Source organism: Paenibacillus sp. BGI2013 (assembly GCF_002843485.1).
Lineage (GTDB): Bacteria > Bacillota > Bacilli > Paenibacillales > Paenibacillaceae > Paenibacillus > Paenibacillus amylolyticus.
On record NZ_PJFA01000001.1, the window covers coordinates 180,862 to 199,121 of the forward strand.

The following is an 18,260-nucleotide window of genomic DNA, read 5'->3' on the forward strand; positions in this document are numbered from 1 at the left end:
TAAAGATGTTTACACGAAGCACAGCTAATAAGCTGTGCTTTTTGTCGTTCTATATCTCATTTGGAAACATATGGATTATGGAGTGGTGCAAATCCTATAGTTTAACGGGTAAACAAAGTTTGCTGGCAATCGTATAATGAAAGTGCTTACAATTTTCTGTCCATTTGCATCTATCCATCCTGTATAACGATCTTGTAAAGGGCTGGCACATGGCAGAGCAAAGGTTATTCTTCACAAACAACGAACCAAGGAGGAGATCGGATGCATTTGAGAAAATGGTGGAGCTTGTGCTTGTCGGCTGTATTGATCTTCAGTTTGTTCCCAAGTGTGGGAACAGGAGGGACACGTGCTTCGGCAGCGGACGTTAAGACTGGCGATGATGAAGTACTGTTCAAGGCTGATTTTGAAGATGGTGTGTTGGGACAATGGCGTCCACGTGCAAGTGAAAAGCTTGATATCGTAACGCAAGTAGGTCATGACAGTACACGCAGCCTGAGAACCTCTTCACGTACCGAAACGTTCCATGGACCCTTAGTTGAAGTGCTGGATCATGTACAGAAGGGCAGCACAGTTCATATTTCATTTTGGGCCATGTACGATGAAGGGCCGGACAGTCAGGTCCTTAACGGTGCACTCGAGAAAGAATACAATAAAGACGCTTCGAGTCTTGAATATGCTACCTTTGCCTCCGCTACCTTGAACAAAGGACAGTGGAAAAAAGTCGAGGCCGATGTGGTGATTCCCGAAGAAAATAGTGGCATCACCGGATTCCGCATGTATGTGGAGACACCATGGAAGACGTCAGCGGAAGTGACGCCGGCAGATACGATTTCATTTTACGTGGATGATGTTCTGATTACGGCTGCTCAGAAAATTGAAATTGAGAAGGATATTCCGAATCTGGTCGATATCGTGGGACAAAATTACGCAATGGGAGCTGCCATCAACCAGTCTGCACTAGACGCGGAAAACCAGCATTCCCAGTTGTTGACGAAACACTTTAATAGTATTACAGCGGACAATTTTATGAAAATGGATGCGATGCAGCCCAAGGAAGGAGAGTTTGTCTGGTCAGAGACAGATCGCCTGGTGAAGTTTGCCGAAGCAAATGACATGGAAATCAGAGGTCATACGCTGTTATGGCATAGTCAGGTGCCGAATTGGTTCTTTACTGATCCGAATGATGCATCGAAACCTGCCACGCGGGAACAGTTGCTTGCAAGGATGAAAACCCATATTCAAACCATCGTGACCCGGTACAAAGGAAAGGTTCATACATGGGATGTCGTCAATGAAGTCATCTCAGACGGAGGTGGCTTGCGGAATGAGGCCAGTAATTCCAAGTGGAGAGATATTATTGGGGATGTAGATGGCGACGGAGATGACAGTGATTACATTGAGCTGGCTTTCCGTTATGCACGTGAGGCTGACCCCGATGCTGTACTGGTGATTAATGACTATGGAATGGAGGGCAATGGAAACAAGGTGAATGATATGGTGAAGCTTGTAGAGAAGCTGCTTGCCAAAGGAACACCGATTGATGCGGTTGGATTCCAGATGCATGTATCCATGTACGGACCGGATGTAAAGCTCATTCGTGAGGCTTTTGAGAAAGTGATCGCTCTTGGTGTAAATGTACAGGTTACAGAGCTGGACGTTTCGATCTATTCGAGTAATTCTGAACTGGAGATGCCTGTCACAGATGAATTAATGCTGCAACAAGCTTACCGTTATCGTGAACTGTTCGACCTGTTCGACGAGCTGGGAAAACGCGGCGTAATGGACAGTGTTACAGTATGGGGACTTGCGGATGATGGTACATGGCTTGATAATCATCCAGTCAAAGGACGCAAAGATGCACCATTGTTATTTGATCGTAAATTAAAAGCAAAACCGGCATTTTGGGCACTGGTGGACCCTACCACCCTTCCGATCTATCGTAATGAATGGACAGCATTGAAGGCCAGCCCTTCTTTCCCGAATCACAAAGGACAGGAAGATATTCTTTGGGGTGCTGTGAAAGGACTCGAAATTAATCATCTGGCAGATGGTACATCTGCGGTTACGGGTGAGGCTCGTATGATGTGGGATGCCAAAAAGGTGAATTTACGAGTGGAAGTGAAGGATACCACACGTCGCAAAGGGGATCAGGTGCAGGTTTTCCTCGCGGAAGAAGTCAAGGGGACAGGCGCTGCAACTTCTGAAGCTGATCTGTCTGCCAAGAAGAAAAATCCGTCGTCTGCAAATGGTCAATATACATTTAAACGGGATGGCGGTAAAGGCAAAGATAAAAATACTTACAACGTACAGGAGACAAAAACCGGGTATGTTGTATACGCATCACTGCCTATGTCAGCTGCTTTACTTACCGAAGGGCAGGTCTTGTCTCTGGATTTTCGGATTACGGATGAACATGCTGCTGGAAAGACAGCGACCATTGTTTGGAATGATATTTCCAATCAACAGCCCGACAAACCAGCCAACCGGGGCAAACTGAAGCTCGGTTCTGTCTTGAAACAAACCAAGGTCACTTATGGCAAACCTGTCATTGATGCAAAAAAGGATAACGTCTGGAAAAAAGCTGCATCTGTTAAAACGGATGTCTGGGTGGTCGGAAACTCCGGTGCAACGGCGACTGCACAGCTGTTATGGGATGAGAAATACCTGTACGTATTGGCAGATGTGAAAGATCCATTGCGAAGCAAATTAAGTTCTAATGCACATGAGCAGGATTCGATCGAGATTTTTATCGACCCTAGCAAAGATCAGACGACATTCTATCAGGAGGATGATGCCCAGTACCGGGTCAATTTTGATAATGAGGCTTCTTTTGGTGGAAATGCACGGAAAGAAAGTTTCAAATCAGCTACCCGATTAACAAGCGGAGGGTATACAGTTGAAGTGGCAATCCCACTAGACAGCGTTCGTGCTGAAGGGCAAAGATGGATTGGGTTTGATCTTCAAGTTAATGATGATGGCGCGGGAGATGGCAAGCGAAGCAGTGTGTCCATCTGGAGTGATTCATCAGGTAATTCTTATCAAGATACTTCCGGTTTTGGCAGTCTGTTACTGACTCGTAAATAGAATATTTAGTTGTGAATTAGAATATGAGAATGTTAGTTATTCAACATTGTATATCTGGAAATAAGTGTTGATTTTAAAGGCTGGGACGTTTAGACTATATACATTCATATAAACGGGTTCCAATGTATGACAACGGCTTCAACTAAGTCTGTTGTCACGAGTCAAATGATGCGGAGGGAGTGCCTGTCATCCAGACAGCGCACTCGCTTCTTTTTTACATTTTTGCATACATACAAGGCATTTCCCGGTTGAAAGGACAGAGTGAGTGGAGCACCTACATGGCACGTACAACTTAGAACTTGTTATTTTATCCTATATTATTGCATCGTTAGCTTCATACGCTGCCCTTGACCTTGCAGGCCGTGTAAGTCAGGCTAGCGGGATGGCGCGGAATGTATGGCTTACCTGCGGTGCAGTATCGATGGGGCTGGGAATCTGGTCCATGCATTTCGTAGGTATGCTAGCTTTTGTTCTGCCTACGCAAGTCTCCTATTCCACCGGTAAGGTTGTTTTATCTGTTCTACTTGCTATTGTCGCATCGGGGGTGGCCTTGAACATTGCGGGTAGACAATCGGGCAGGATAAGCAAACTCATGATTGCTGGAGTACTGATGACCGCGGGGATCAGCTCGATGCATTATGTGGGAATGGCAGCGATGTCAATTCCGGTTACGTATGAACCAGGCAGAGTGGTGTTATCTATTCTGATTGCAGCGCTTGCTTCATTTGCGGCATTGTGGCTCATGTTTTTCTTCCGTTATCATCAATCAAGACATACTTGGGTTTACAAGATGGGCAGCGGTCTCATTATGGGTATTGGAATCTCTGGCATGCATTATACCGGGATGTCAGCGGCACATTTCCATCATTCACATGGCTCGATGGTAAGTTCAGGTATGCAGATTGAGCCAGGTATTCTCGCCTACTTGATCGCATCGGGCACATTTATTGCTTTGGGCTTGACGTTGTTTGGCATATTTATCAATCAGCGAATGTCACAGAAAGATCGACGGATTCATGAGAATGAGCAGTGGTATCAGGCCCTGTATCATAACCATTCGGATGCTATTATTTCAGTGAACAAGGAAGGTATTGTTAAAGGGATTAATGCTGCTGTAACAACAATCACTGGATATCCTGAAAAAGAGGTCATGGATCGTTCCATTGATGAGATCGCTCAGCAAATCGATATAGAGTGGATAAGTGAATTTGATTCCATCGATTGGGATGATCATGGGCTGGAGCAGGCGCACTACATGGCCAAAATGAGAGATGTGCAGGGTGAACTTCTGGACCTTAGTATTGTTGTAGTTCCTGTTGTCATTGATGGCAGACATGTGGGAAGTCACATTTTGATCAAAGACGTAACGGAGGAGAAACAGGCTCAGGAGAAGATTCGTCACCAAGCTTTGCATGATCCGTTGACGGGGCTGCCCAATCGGCGCAAGTTGGATGATGTGCTGGCTTGTACGATTAACGATTCAGCAGAAAAAGGGAACTCTTTTGCCGTTATGGTGATGGATATAGATCGTTTCAAGATGATTAATGACTCGCTGGGACATTCCATTGGAGATGTATTTCTAAGAGAAGTGAGCAACCGGATCATGAAAGCCATAGAAGCTTCTGATCCCTTGGCTATGGAGAATGTCATGCTGGCCCGGATGGGCGGGGACGAGTTCACACTCGTTGTGACCCAGGGTCAAGCGACAGAAGTAAGAGTGGCAGAACTTGCAAAACAGATTGTTGAAGCCATTCAGTTACCTTATCGACTGAAGGAGAATGACTTTTACGTAACCGCCAGCATTGGAATTGCGATGTATCCAGATCATGGAGTGGGTGTGGATGCTTTGCTGAAACATGCGGACTCCGCCATGTATGAAGTGAAGAAAAACGGCAAAAATGGTTTCCAATTCTACACGGCCCAACTGGATTCGGAACTATATGAACGCATTGAGCTGGAGGGTTATCTTCGTAAAGCGTTGGAACGTGATGAGATGGTCCTGTACTATCAACCACAGATTCGTACCGAGGATAGCCGCATGATTGGTGTGGAGGCTCTTATACGTTGGAACCATCCACTCAAAGGTCTGCTCGCACCCAATGTGTTTATCCCGCTTGCAGAAGAGACAGGCATGATCTATGAGATTGGCAATTGGACGCTGCGGGAAGCATGCAGGCAGATGAAACTCTGGCATGCCAGTGGCGGGCCACTCATTCCGGTATCGGTTAACTTGTCCAGCCAGCAGTTCCACCAATCCAACTTGGTAGAACAGGTCATGAATGCACTCTTGGAAACAGGGCTGGATGCTCGATATCTGGAGTTGGAAATAACAGAGAGCATGATGATGGATGCAGCCGTATCCACGGCGATTCTTAATGAACTGACAGCACTGGGTGTCAAGATCAGCCTGGATGATTTCGGTACGGGATACAGCTCACTCAGTTATCTGAAGCATTTCCCGATTCACAAGCTCAAGATTGATCGTTCGTTTGTGACGGACATTACAGAGAGTCACAGCGATCAAGCCATTGTGGCGACCATTATATCGATGGCACAGAATCTCAAGATGGAAGTCATTGCCGAAGGCATTGAGACGAAAGGCCAACTGGATATTCTGATGCAGAATGATTGCCGGGAGATTCAGGGCTATTATTTCAGTCGCCCACTGCCGGCAAGTGAAGTGGAGCATGATTTTTTTGTGCCGCTGCGATTGCAGGGTAATGGTACACCACCGGCACCATCCTAATTTTATGTATGCCAAGCGGCAAGTCCCCGTTTATGTCGGGAACTTGCCGCTTTTTTATATCTTATCTTTTATTGATATCGTTCACGATATGAGCATTTATTACGGGCTGTTTAAAGTGTACGATAATCCAAAACCTCACAAAAACTTGCCAGTAGGATGCCAAGCCTTCGTTTAGCTAAGGTGGATCTATGATTGTCATATTTTTTCATGAGAAAGTGAGGTTGAATTTCATAGAAGTATTATTTCCTTTGATGTATAATATTTCTATTGATAAGGGCATGTAGTTCATGCGAGTGACCCTCATGACTCCAATAAGGGGAGAATACTATGATAGTAACTAAATACACATCCAAAAAGTCTGCAAATAATCAAGCCACTTGTTATTTCTGTGGAACAACTCTAAAAGAATATATTGAAAATTTGCCAGCAGATTTTATGGAATATGATATACAAAGAGGCATAGTTAACAATGTGTACTTAGACAGAATCGTTGAAACTGTTTTAAACAAGGATCACATTCCACCAATCACTATTGTTACTGAAAGTATCGACAATGATATTAAAGAAAATAACAAAATGATTGTACAAGAATTTAAAATTCTTGATGGTCTCCAGAGAACATTTAGACTGAAAATCTTGTGGGATACAGTAATATATCTTGAGCAGCTTCTTAAGGATAATCCAACGATATCTGAGTTTTCAAAACTAGGGTTATCTCGTAAGTTTGGAAGGGAACTTAAAAAAATCTCTTCGTCAACACTAGTGTTGGAGCGTTTAATAAGCAGTGAGAAAGACATGCGCGAGATCAAGGAGTGTTTCAATGAAATTCAGTGGATTGAGGTCTGGGAGGGGCTTAGTCCGCATCAGGAAATCGAAAAAATGTTACTGTTAAATGCAGGTCATAAACAGGTTTCCTTAAAACATCAATTAGAATTATTGTTTTTGAATCTAGTGTCATATTTTGATGATATTAAAAAGGAGCATCCAGAGTTTACGTTACTTAGAGAAAAAGAGATCAGCTCAATAAGTTTTAGTAAAGGACGTAAGAAATGGGAGTTTCATTTTTCTCACTTAATTACTTCATGTTTGGCCTTTTTAGAAAAAGACACTATCACTGCAAATGCATCATTAATTAAAGGAATTCAAGATGAAAAACTTAAGAATGGTGAATTCGTAGGCATTATTTCTTACGAGCTCTTAATAGGACTTATTAAATTTTTAATGGAATTCGATACATATCTCGAGAAAAATTATTTGTTTGATGAAGGTATTCAATGGATTTCTCGCGATACTGTAACAATAGGATTATTTGCAGCATTAGGTAAGTATTCAGAGAATAGTAGTGTTAATAACCCTCAAGATGTGTTCGATCAATTTCTCGTTTCGCTTACCACAAGTGATGATAGTGATGTGCTAAATATCAAAGAGTATAATAGGGAACGAGCTAACATCAATTTAAGTAAAGTTAACGTAGGGGAATTTACAAAAAATGCAGTATATTTGGGCGTATACAATTATTTAGAAAACAAAAAGCCTATTATATGGTCGGAATGCTTTAGGGGTGTAGAACATGCAGATAACTGATACATCGAAGAAAGCTATAGATATATACTATGATAAGTTGGAGTCTTTAATTAATTCTGTTATCACTGAGTATGAACAAAACTTTGAACGTGAAAATATTGCAGAATTAGACAATTATATTGCTGTACTAAACGATAGCTTAGATACTGTTCAGGATAAAAGAGCCACGGGAGAATTTTATAGTGAATTGGAAGTAATTTTTGGGATTTTTAATAAGCTTAATGATGAGTATCCTGCAATATTGAAGGAAGCAATTCATTACTTTAAAATAATATTTGCACTATTCTCAAAAATTTCTAGACTTGACATCAGTGTAGTTCCGTTAATTCCTCTAATTGATGAGGATATGTTTAAACTTATACCATTCGACACTTCTTTTGAAGAATTTTACTTCAGTCCAGCAGATATAAGAAAGGCAATTATTGTATTTTCACTTAGTGATTTATCTGGAATAAATGATTTCTTAAATAAATTTAATGTTGAATTATTATTTCATTTACTTGATAAATTGGATTTTACAAATGAGAATAGTGGGACTCAAAAATATTTATTAATTGCTAAGGATAGTCTGGACAATCCTGATAGCCTTAAGTCGTTTATGAATTTATATGAGGTATCTGTAGGGAAAGAGATCCATAATGCGTATAGCTATGAGCAAACCCCATCCATAAGATCTGATGTTGAATGGGATTATTCAAAAGGGTATCAACAATTTGATGATACTATTTATATTCTAAGCGAGTACAACTATCAAAAAAATATCATTGATAAATACTTAAAGCTTTATCAAGTTATTGAGAATTTTATGTTTAGAGAGCCCATTTGTTCTCTTGTAAACTTAAGCGGTGATGTTATGTTTTCAATAAGGGATTTTCAAAACTTGTATAAACGTGTTATGGAAAATGAGATGAACGCATTAAAGAAGTTTATGAAGTTAGCACTAACTTTGAATTATAAGGAAACAGAATCCATTAAGTTCAAAGACATAGTGTATCTGAATTGGGGAAATTTGATTAATACTCCTGATAAAACTGCTGAGATTAATGGATTCCTTCGGAAGTTGGGTTATAAAGAAAATTATTCGGAAACTGTTAATTTGGGAAATATACAGGATTTCTTCTCAGAGGTTGTTTATAAACTTAGAAACTGTATTGTTCATAATAAAGAAACTGAATTCCATTTGACATATGGGAACTTTTCTGAATACCCTGCCATCGCAAGACTATTAGAGGATTTTTTAATTGTTTGCCTAGAAGAACTTACATTTAACATGTTGATAAATAAGAGTCAATTAATATCGTATAATTACCCACATATCAAGCTTTTTAGGTAAATGGGGAAGATTATATTTATAATTTTAGAGGTAGTGATTAAATAGGCGCTTCTATATCACTTTTCCTATGATCGATGCGTCTCCTCACTAAACACGGATTCCGAGAATCTTATCTTGTCCGAGAGAAAGAAACAAAATTAGTTTTTCTGAAAAGCTAATAAAGCAAAGTAATGTGAACAGAAAACCGAGAAAAGCTTACTGAGCTGAAACTCTGCTTAGACTGGCTAACATAGAAAGCCGAACAAATCCAATACAGGAGTTCAGGGAGACTATGTGATAACGACGAGCGACTTTAGGAGAAACGCCCGTAACTTTGCTGAAGGGTTGGATATCGATCTGATTATGGTTGGAACATTTGGAAACTAAGAGTGAACGTGTTATAATGCTGAATCTTGTTGCGCAAACGTAATCAACAAAAAGTAATGGTTTCATGGCTGAGTTGCAACATGGTTGTATGCTATAATTCAGGTGAATGTTCTATTCGTCAAGTTTAATGTATCATTAAAGGAGGTCGCGAGGGATGAATTTTAGTCTTAAAGCTCCTGATGGGACCGTCATTGAATCCTATGAGAAGGATCATAAAGAATTCATTCGTATTGCCGGTCTGGAATATGAAGTCTATAACCCGGTTGAGCTGGACTCCGATCCGGAGATACGGCAAATGATTGAAATTTCTGAGAAAGACATTAAGCAGGGAAACTTGTATCCAACAGATGACTTGATAAAACTGGTGTGATCACTTCATTTAAGCTTAAAATATTAATTATGAAATGCCAAGCGGCAAGTTCCTGAGTATGTCGGGAACTTGCCGCTTTTTTTGTTTTATCTTTTATTAAACATTAAACTTATCCATGATAAGAGCATTTATATTTTCGTTTCCAATAATGATAATTGAAAACCTTAATAAACTTGCGATGGTGTTTCTTGCGATCATACGTAAACCAGATCGGTTTATCCTCGACACGTGTCTCCACATGTACCGTACATCCCCAGAGGCGATACAGATAAGGCAGGGTGCGTTCCATATATTTCAGATCCAACTCGATGCCTTCATATTGATGTTTCAGCACGAGTTCCCCTGTCCGCAGATAATCAGCATCTTGCACGACCAAGTAAGGGGAGCCCCCGTTGACACGTGAAAATACGAGCTGATCACGTATATTTCCCAGGACTTGTCGGTGATTTTCCAGTCCGGACCTTTTTTCTCAAATACGTAGAGGTCTAGATCCTCTGTTAATTGTTTGGTCATGTAATTGCGGATAAAGGAGGTATCGGAATCGAATTTACGCACCTCGAACATTTTGGCACGACCTTGCCCTGGTTTGCAGCCCCAACGTTCCTGTTCTTCCCGGGTTGGGTTATCCCAGCGCCGTTCAATATCTTCGAAAATCTTCAAACCCAAATAATACGGATTCAGACTTTGTTTGGATGGCTGCACCACGGAGGAGTTGAGTTTGGCAAATTCGATCGTATCCTCACTGTTCAGATCCAGTTCAAGTATAATGCGTTGATGCCAGTAAGAGGCCCAGCCTTCGTTTTGCTAAGGTGCTTAGAAAACCAGGTGAAAATATGTAGGAAAAAAGAGGTATTTATATATACGTGTCGAACTTTATACCTATTAAATTTCAATATAGATAGCGGGGATCATATGTCAGGTTTTATTCATACAAAAGGGTCACAATGGAGAAAATGGGATTTACATGTTCATACACCTGCATCTTTTCACTGGAAAGGTCAAAGACTTGCAACAATGACTCCTACCGAGAAGATTGATGCATTCAGACTAATGTTAGACACGATAAATAATTCTGATGTTGATGTATTCGGAATTATGGATTACTGGACATTTGAAGGTTATTTAGAATTCATGTCAACTATTCGATCCCAGGGGTGGGTACTAAATAAAACAGTCTTACCAGGGATGGAGTTGCGAATCGAGTCACCGACTAACTATCGCTTAAATATACATGTTATCTTATCTAATCAGCTCACAGACCAGCAACTTATAGATTTTAGATCTCATTTAAAACTGAGGCTACCAGATAGACAAATATCAAATGAAGCATTATCGGCTTTATCAGATGAATTAGGTAATGATAAAAAACGCGCTCATGGATTTGATCCTGATTGTATGGATGATGAAGCACGATTACTTTTTGGTTCGATGGTAGCTGAAGTAACGAAAGATTCTTTTGTTGAAGCGATTAAACGTGTTCCTAATAATAAAGCTTTTGTATTGCTTCCATACGACACAAGTGATGGTTTGAGTAAACTTGATTGGAAAAGTTTTCCTATTTCAGACACCTTCTTTCTAAGGTTTGCAGACATATTTGAAACGAGAAAACAAGAAACATTGGACTTATTTATAGGTAATTGTACTCCTGAAAATGAAGATTTTATTAACGATTTTCAAGATGCCTTAGGAGGCGTTCATAAACCAGGAATCGCAGGAAGTGATGCACACTCGTTCGCAGATTACGGGGTTTATCCAAGTAATAAGATCACCTGGATTAAGGCTGATCCCAATTTTAATGGATTAACTCAAATAATTCATGAACCAGAGACACGTGTATGCATTTCTCAGAATAAACCGAACCCTAAAACATCATATTTAGTTATTGATAAAGTTAGGTTTAATGATAAAAGACAAGTTAGAGAATTCGATGATACCTGGATTGAGCTCAATGAGGGGTTGAATGTAATAATTGGGGGTAAATCTTCTGGAAAATCATTACTACTACATTGTGTTGCAAAGAGCATTGACCCGAATCAGGTGAATGAAAAAACGACTAATAGAACATATGATTTTGAACATGATTTAAATTTTAATTTTGAAGTAAAATGGCTTGATGGGTCAGTGAACTACCTTCGGGAAGATATTGAAAGCAAGTCATTGCATCAAATTTCATATATCCCTCAGTTATACATTAATCATTTAGCAGACGAATCAGGACAAGAGAATTTAAGGGAAATAGTTTTAGGGATATTGTTACAAAACAGTACTTTCAAAAAAAAATATAATGATCAGATGGATGGAATAACAAAGCATTATACAAATATCGACAAAGAAATAATTGCTTTGTTTACCTCTAAGGATGAACTGGAGAAAAATAAAGAGCATCTTAGTAAAATGGGTAACAAAGAATCAATCAGTATTGAAATTAAGAAAATTGAAGATGAAATGGACCAATTGAAAATAAACTCAGGTTTTTCGCCTGAAGAAGAAACAAAATATAACGATCTCATTTATAAGAAAAACTTTCATGACGCTGAAATAAATAGATTATCTTCAATGAGTTCGGCACTCGAGTTGTTTGCTAAGGAAATAAAAAGTGTTACTTCAAATTATGCAACTGCAATGCAAAACTCAATTGGTCAGTTGCGAAAGCAGTTCCAAACAGATGAAAAGAGCAGCTTGGTTGTAAATCAACTCATAAAAGACTTGGTTGAGAAACTAGTACCTACATTAACAGAAGTTAGTGACTTTATAAATTATGATAGCATTGATGAATCGCTTGTTTTAGTCAGTCAATTAAATGAGAAGATAACTGAGGAATTAAAACCTTTTGTTTCAAAGTTTGCAAACAGAACCCGACTTGAAGAACTTCAATTGAATATTGATGCTCAAAAAAGAATTTTAAATAACATTTTTGAGCAAGAAACCCGGCTAAGTATCGAAACCGAAAAATACAATGCTCAAAAGAAGTTGATTTTAGATGAATTTAAAGAAATGTTACACAAATATCAATTGATTAATGATGAGTTGAGTAAACCTGAGTTTAATACAATCTCCGACGATATGAATTTAGAAGCAAATATCATATTTGATAAAGCAAAGTTTTCTAAACAATTTACTGATTTATTCAACAGACAAAAAAAACTTCATAAGATCTTGCCATCTTGTTTCGATGAAAATGATGACTTATTGTTTACTAATCTTGAGACTCACTCGACTTTAATTGAAGAACTATTCAGGAATTTACTATCGAATGATGAATTAAGATTAAAAGGTGCATATGAACTAAAAACGGTAGTGAGATCTTTATTCTCGAACTATTATTATTTTGACTTTAATCTTATTCAGAAAAATGATCCGTTCATGCATATGTCCCCAGGGAAGAGAGGACTAGTTCTTCTGCAATTGTTTTTACATTTGAGTAACTCGACCCATCCGATTCTAATAGATCAACCAGAAGACAATTTAGATAATCGAACAATCTATACTGAGTTGAATGAATTTATTAAAAATAAGAAAATAAATCGTCAGATTATCATTGTTACACATAATGCAAATTTAGTTGTATTAACTGATGCTGAACAAGTAATTGTTGCAAACCAAACTGGGCAGCAGAATCAAAGAGAAAACCAAAAATACAGATTTGAATATGTTTCAGGATCATTAGAGTGTTCCTTTACTCATGATGAAACCAATGGTGTTTTGCAAAGAATGGGAATTAAAGAGCACGTTTGTGAGATTCTTGAAGGTGGGAAAGAAGCTTTCGAAAAACGCGAAAAGAAATATAATTTTTAATTTCTATCCTTCGTTCCTCTGGTATTATTGCCAGGGGACTTTCCTTTAGAGATATTTTCAAGGCGTATTGACATATCTTCCTTACAGTAATCATGAAGCCCGAATACTCCAGTTTCGTGAAAAATAAATTCGAAGTTTTTATTTGGTCCAATACCTTTGCGGCAGTAGTCACAATAAGCCATTGAGACAGCCTCCTTCTTTTAAATAATTTGTACAAGCATATGTGAGAATAGATATTTATATTCTTACGCAACTAATAGTGTTCAATACTTATTACCCAATCACCGAGAAATGTTTACTGAGTTAAATTCCTGTCCATAATGATGAATATAAAAACAGGATGAGCTCTATCGGAAAAGCACTCTTCAAGCACTCTATCTCGGTAGCCGGGTAGGCTGCCGTTTAATAAAGAAGATGTAATACCGAGCTTGTTAATTTATTGTCCTCAAATCACCAGAGCAACAATTGAAGAAGAGAAATAATTTCAATAATTGATTGAATATCAATAATATCTTCGTAAAGATGCAAGCGGCAAGTCCCCGTGTATGTCGGGAGCTTGCCGCTTTTTTTGTTTTTTTATGGTATGTCGCCATCCTTCATACGTGATACGAAGGTTCTCTTTTTTAAAAGGGAAAGGGCTGTTGGAACCTTACATAAACTTGCGGTGGTGTTTCTTGCCATCATACGTAAACCAGATCGGTTTATCCTCGACACGTGTCTCCACATGCACGGTACGTCCCCAGAGGCGATACAGATAAGGCAGAGTGCGTTCCATATATTTCAGATCCAACTCAATGCCTTCATATTGATGCTTGAGCACGAGTTCCCCTGTCCGCAGATAATCAGCATCTTGCACGACCAAGTAAGGGGAGCCCCCGTTGACACGTGAAAATACGAGCTGATCCCGTATGTTCTCCCAGGACTTGTCGGTGATTTTCCAGTCCGGGCCTTTTTTCTCAAATACGTAGAGGTCCAGATCCTCGGTTAATTGCTTGGTCATGTAATTGCGGATAAAGGAGGTATCGGAATCGAATTCACGCACCTCGAACATTTTGGCACGACCTTGCCCTGGTTTGCGGCCCCAACGTTCCTGTTCTTCACGGGTTGGGTTATCCCAGCGGCGTTCAATATCCTCGAAAATCTTCAGTCCCAAATAATACGGATTCAGACTTTGTTTGGATGGCTGCACCACGGAGGAGTTGAGTTTGGCAAATTCGATCGTATCCTCACTGTTCAGATCGAGCTCACGGATAATGCGTTGATGCCAGTAGGATGCCCAGCCTTCGTTCATGATTTTGGTTTCCATCTGTGGCCAGAAATATAACATCTCCTCACGCATCATACTCATGATATCCCGTTGCCAGTCGGTCAACACTTCGGAGAATTCCTGAATAAACCACATGACATCCTTCTCCGGTTCAGGCGGAAAATGATGAACCTGAATACCTTCAGCGGGTGCTTCTTCGGTCTGCACGTCATCAAGTGACCACAGATCATCATAGCGGCCTTCCGGCCGTGGTTTTTTCTCACCGCGCTGCTCCCGCATTTTCATCTCCATGTAACGTTGTTTGTCCAAATGGCGGGGTTTAATCAGCTGTGGGTCCACATGTTCCTGAATTGCGATCACGGCATCGATAAATGCTTCAACCGCTTCCGTTCCGTATTCCATCTCATAATTGCTGATCCGATCCGCCGTAGCGGCCATGCTTTCGACCATATTACGGTTGGATTTGGAGAAGCGGGCATTGTTTTTGAAAAAATCGCAGTGGGCCAATACGTGGGCTACGATCAATTTGTTCTGAATCAGGGAATTGCCATCCAGCAAGAAGGCATAACAAGGGTTGGAGTTGATGACAAGCTCATAAATTTTACTGAGTCCAAAATCGTATTGCATTTTCATCTTATGAAATGTTTTGCCAAAGCTCCAGTGGCTGAATCTGGTCGGCATGCCGTAGGCTCCAAATGTATAAATAATATCCGATGGGCAGATTTCGTACCGCATGGGGTAATAGTCCAGACCAAAACCATTGGCAATCTCCATAATCTCGGCAATAGCGTATTCTAGGTCGCGGATCTCATCTGTCATCTAACGCTGCCTCCTTCCCGTTTCTGGAAAAAGCTGCGCAAAGCTTTGTACACTTCGCCTTTTTCTTTGATCACATAATACATGAACTGATCCATCTTGATATGACGGTAAGCCGACATCAGTGTGCTGCTGCGGTTGTACTGATTCACTTCGCCGTATCCAAACATATTGCTACGCTTCATTAACTCACCGATCAGCTTCACACACCGTTCGTTATCCGAGGTCAGATTATCCCCGTCAGAGAAGTGAAAAGGGTAGATGTTGTAGCTTGAAGGTGGATAACGACTGTCAATAATATCCAGTGCCTTCATATATACAGAGGAGCAGATGGTGCCTCCGCTCTCGCCACGGGTAAAGAACTCTTCTTCGGTTACTTCCTTGGCTTCCGTATGATGGGCGAGGAAAACAATCTCAACTTTCTCATACTGACGGCGTAGAAAACGGGTCATCCAGAAGAAAAAGCTGCGCGCGCAGTATTTCTCAAACGAACCCATGGACCCGGATGTATCCATCATGGCAATAATAACGGCATTGGATTGTGGAATGATTTTGTCTTCCCATGTCTTGTAGCGCAGGTCATCCGGACTGATGTGATGGATGCCTGGCGTACCAGTCGTTGCATTGCGACGCAGATTCTCCAGAATGGTACGTTTCTTGTCAATATTGGACTGCATGCCTTTTTTGCGAATATCGTTGAAAACTACCGTATGTGTCTCAATCAGGTCTTTATCTTTCTGCTTCAGATCGGGTAATTCCAGCTCAGCGAAGAGCATATCTTCCAATTCCTCAATACTCACTTCGGCTTCCACAATATCATGACCAGGCTGATCACCAGCTTTTTCGCCTTTGCCGGGTTTCTGCGAAGCAGAGGGATCCCGACCGATGACGTCTCCGACCTGACTGTCACCGTCTCCTTGACCGACATGTTTTTGCTTCTGGTAGTTATACACAAAACGGTACTCATCCAGACTGCGGATTGGTACCTTGATGATTTGTTTTCCATCAGACATGATGATGTTTTCTTCCGTAATCAGATCAGGCAGATTCTGCTTGATGACATCTTTCACCTTTTGCTGATGGCGCTGTTGGTCCTGGTACCCTTTGCGGTGAAGCGACCAATCTTCCTTCGACACAACGAACGAGTAAGGCTGGTGTGAATTTGACATGTAGGCACCCCCCATTGATTACGCGGCACAGTTTGGCCTGTCGGTAATTAAGTATATTCACGGGCGAGGACGATATGTGATGAGAGTGGATATAAAATGATACAATTACGCAAGTTCACCTCAGAGGTAAGGTGAGTCGTAAGAACAGAACTGCACCATTTTTTACAGAAATAGTGAACAAGTGTGATATCCTTCCTTTACAATAGGAGAAAGACATCGATCTGGCATCTAATAGAGGTTGTTCAAAAAGTCCACTTAGACTTGTTGAACTCGCACTAATATAGAGATGCATGTAAAGGAAGGATTTATGTGAATAAAAAGGCGATCAAGGCTTGGATTATGTATGATTGGGCCAACTCGGCTTATGCAACAACTGTGCTGGCCGCAGTACTGCCTGTATTCTATGCATCGGTGGCTGCAACAACGCTGGATACGGATACCGCCGCCTCCTACCTGGCCTATACACACTCCATTGGCATGTTGTGCGTAGCTCTGCTAACACCGTTGCTAGGCACGCTAGCTGATTTGTCAGGACGGAAGGGCGACTTCCTGCGTGTATTTGCAATTATAGGCGTCCTTGCTACATTGGGATTCAGCGCAATCGGTGAAGGGGACTGGTTCCTTGCTTCCGCGTTGCTGGTCATATCTACAATCGGTTTTGCGGGTGGTAACACCTTTTACGATGCAATGCTGCCGGATCTCGTACCCGTGGAACGAAGGGACATGATATCCTCCAAAGGTTATGCCTATGGTTATATTGGAGGAGGCTTGTTGCTTGCAGTGAACCTGCTGATGATTCAGCAACCGGGCTGGTTCGGGATGAGCAGTACACTGGCAGGCACAAGACTTGCTTTTATCTCCGTCTCGTTGTGGTGGTTGCTGTTCTCGATACCGATCTTCCGCCATGCTCCGAGACGGCCTGCATCACCGGATCTGCCCGGAACGTGGACAGGGTACGTTGCGGTGGGCGTGCGCAGACTGCGGCAAACCTTTCGTCAGATGCGGCGTTTTCCCCAGTTAATCCGCATGTTGGTGGCTTTCTGGTTTTTTAATGACGGCATTAATACCATCATTCTAATGGCTACGATCTATGGGACAAGTATAGGCATAGGCACAGCCGACCTGATGCTCGCGCTACTGTTAACCCAGTTCATCGGGTTCCCGTGTACATTGTTACTGGGAGCATGGGCACAGCGTTGGGGAGCAAAGCAGGTATTAATCGTTAGCTTATCGGTCTACATATGTATTGTGATTCTCGGTTATTTCATGACACAAGCGATCCACTTCTATGTGCTCGCCGGGCTGGTTGGTGTCGTGCAGGGTGTGAGTCAATCCACAGCGCGTTCCCTGTTTAGCAATCTGATGCCAGCAGGCAGAACAGGAGAGTATTTTGGTTTTGTGAATATTACAGGCAAATTCTCTTCGATCTTTGGTCCATTTGTGTTTGGTTATGTTGGGCAGATCACTGGTTCCACACGTTGGGGTATTCTGTCGCTCATCTTCTTTTTCGTCGCGGGCATTGCTGTATTGTTAACCGTGAAGGTACAGAAGGGGATGCAGGATGCTACACGGGCAGATCAGGAAGAAGAGCGAAATGGGAGCGTTGGAGCTACTGGGAAAAGTTCAGATGTAAGATTTACCTGATGGTTGTTCACCCGTTTTCATATTAAGTTTCTCAACGGATTACGTATGGCTTCAGGCATTGTTCCTCACAGAACATGTCTGGAGCT

Annotated in this window: 9 protein-coding genes and 1 pseudogene; 7 read left to right on the top strand and 3 right to left on the bottom strand. The window is 41.2% G+C overall.

Annotated elements, in window-relative coordinates:
- Positions 1-261: 261 nt before the first annotated feature.
- The 5 genes from CXK86_RS00835 (at position 262) to CXK86_RS00855 (ending at position 9,483) form a co-directional block, all read left to right on the top strand.
- Positions 262-3,084 (top strand): endo-1,4-beta-xylanase, encoded by a 2,823-nt coding sequence (locus CXK86_RS00835; protein ID WP_101313297.1) that lies wholly within the window; start codon positions 262-264, stop codon positions 3,082-3,084.
- A gap of 265 nt (positions 3,085-3,349) precedes the next feature.
- The gene (locus CXK86_RS00840; protein WP_101313298.1) at positions 3,350-5,830 is read left to right on the top strand and encodes an EAL domain-containing protein; all 2,481 of its coding nucleotides are present in this window, start codon (positions 3,350-3,352) and stop codon (positions 5,828-5,830) included.
- Positions 5,831-6,157: 327 nt separating this feature from the next.
- Positions 6,158-7,414, top strand: coding sequence for a hypothetical protein (locus CXK86_RS00845; RefSeq protein ID WP_101313299.1), 1,257 nt, complete (start codon positions 6,158-6,160; stop codon positions 7,412-7,414).
- A complete protein-coding gene (locus CXK86_RS00850; RefSeq protein WP_101313300.1) occupies positions 7,401-8,747 on the top strand; it encodes a hypothetical protein in 1,347 nt (448 codons plus the stop codon). Before CXK86_RS00845 ends, CXK86_RS00850 begins: the two co-directional genes overlap by 14 nt.
- Before the next feature lie 520 nt (positions 8,748-9,267).
- Positions 9,268-9,483, top strand: a complete 216-nt coding sequence (locus CXK86_RS00855; RefSeq protein ID WP_101313301.1) for a hypothetical protein — start codon at positions 9,268-9,270, stop codon at positions 9,481-9,483.
- Positions 9,484-9,592: 109 nt separating this feature from the next.
- Here the strand turns inward: CXK86_RS00855 and CXK86_RS00860 are convergent.
- Positions 9,593-10,284: pseudogene (locus CXK86_RS00860) on the bottom strand (SpoVR family protein); the annotation flags it as partial.
- 111 nt (positions 10,285-10,395) lie between these two features.
- Between CXK86_RS00860 and CXK86_RS00865 the strand changes: the two are divergent.
- Positions 10,396-13,278, top strand: coding sequence for a TrlF family AAA-like ATPase (locus CXK86_RS00865; RefSeq protein ID WP_144029788.1), 2,883 nt, complete (start codon positions 10,396-10,398; stop codon positions 13,276-13,278).
- A gap of 649 nt (positions 13,279-13,927) precedes the next feature.
- Here CXK86_RS00865 and CXK86_RS00875 read toward each other — a convergent pair.
- Positions 13,928-15,364 carry a SpoVR family protein gene (locus CXK86_RS00875; RefSeq protein WP_076252399.1) on the bottom strand — a complete coding sequence of 479 codons (1,437 nt, stop codon included), beginning with the start codon at positions 15,362-15,364 and terminating at the stop codon, positions 13,928-13,930.
- Positions 15,361-16,530, bottom strand: coding sequence for a sporulation protein YhbH (gene yhbH / locus CXK86_RS00880; RefSeq protein WP_036609998.1), 1,170 nt, complete (start codon positions 16,528-16,530; stop codon positions 15,361-15,363). Before yhbH ends, CXK86_RS00875 begins: the two co-directional genes overlap by 4 nt.
- Before the next feature lie 309 nt (positions 16,531-16,839).
- On the opposite strand from yhbH, the gene CXK86_RS00885 reads away from it, so the two are divergent.
- Entirely contained in the window at positions 16,840-18,174 is a 1,335-nt protein-coding gene (locus tag CXK86_RS00885; protein ID WP_076252397.1) for an MFS transporter, read from the top strand.
- Positions 18,175-18,260: the final 86 nt, after the last annotated feature.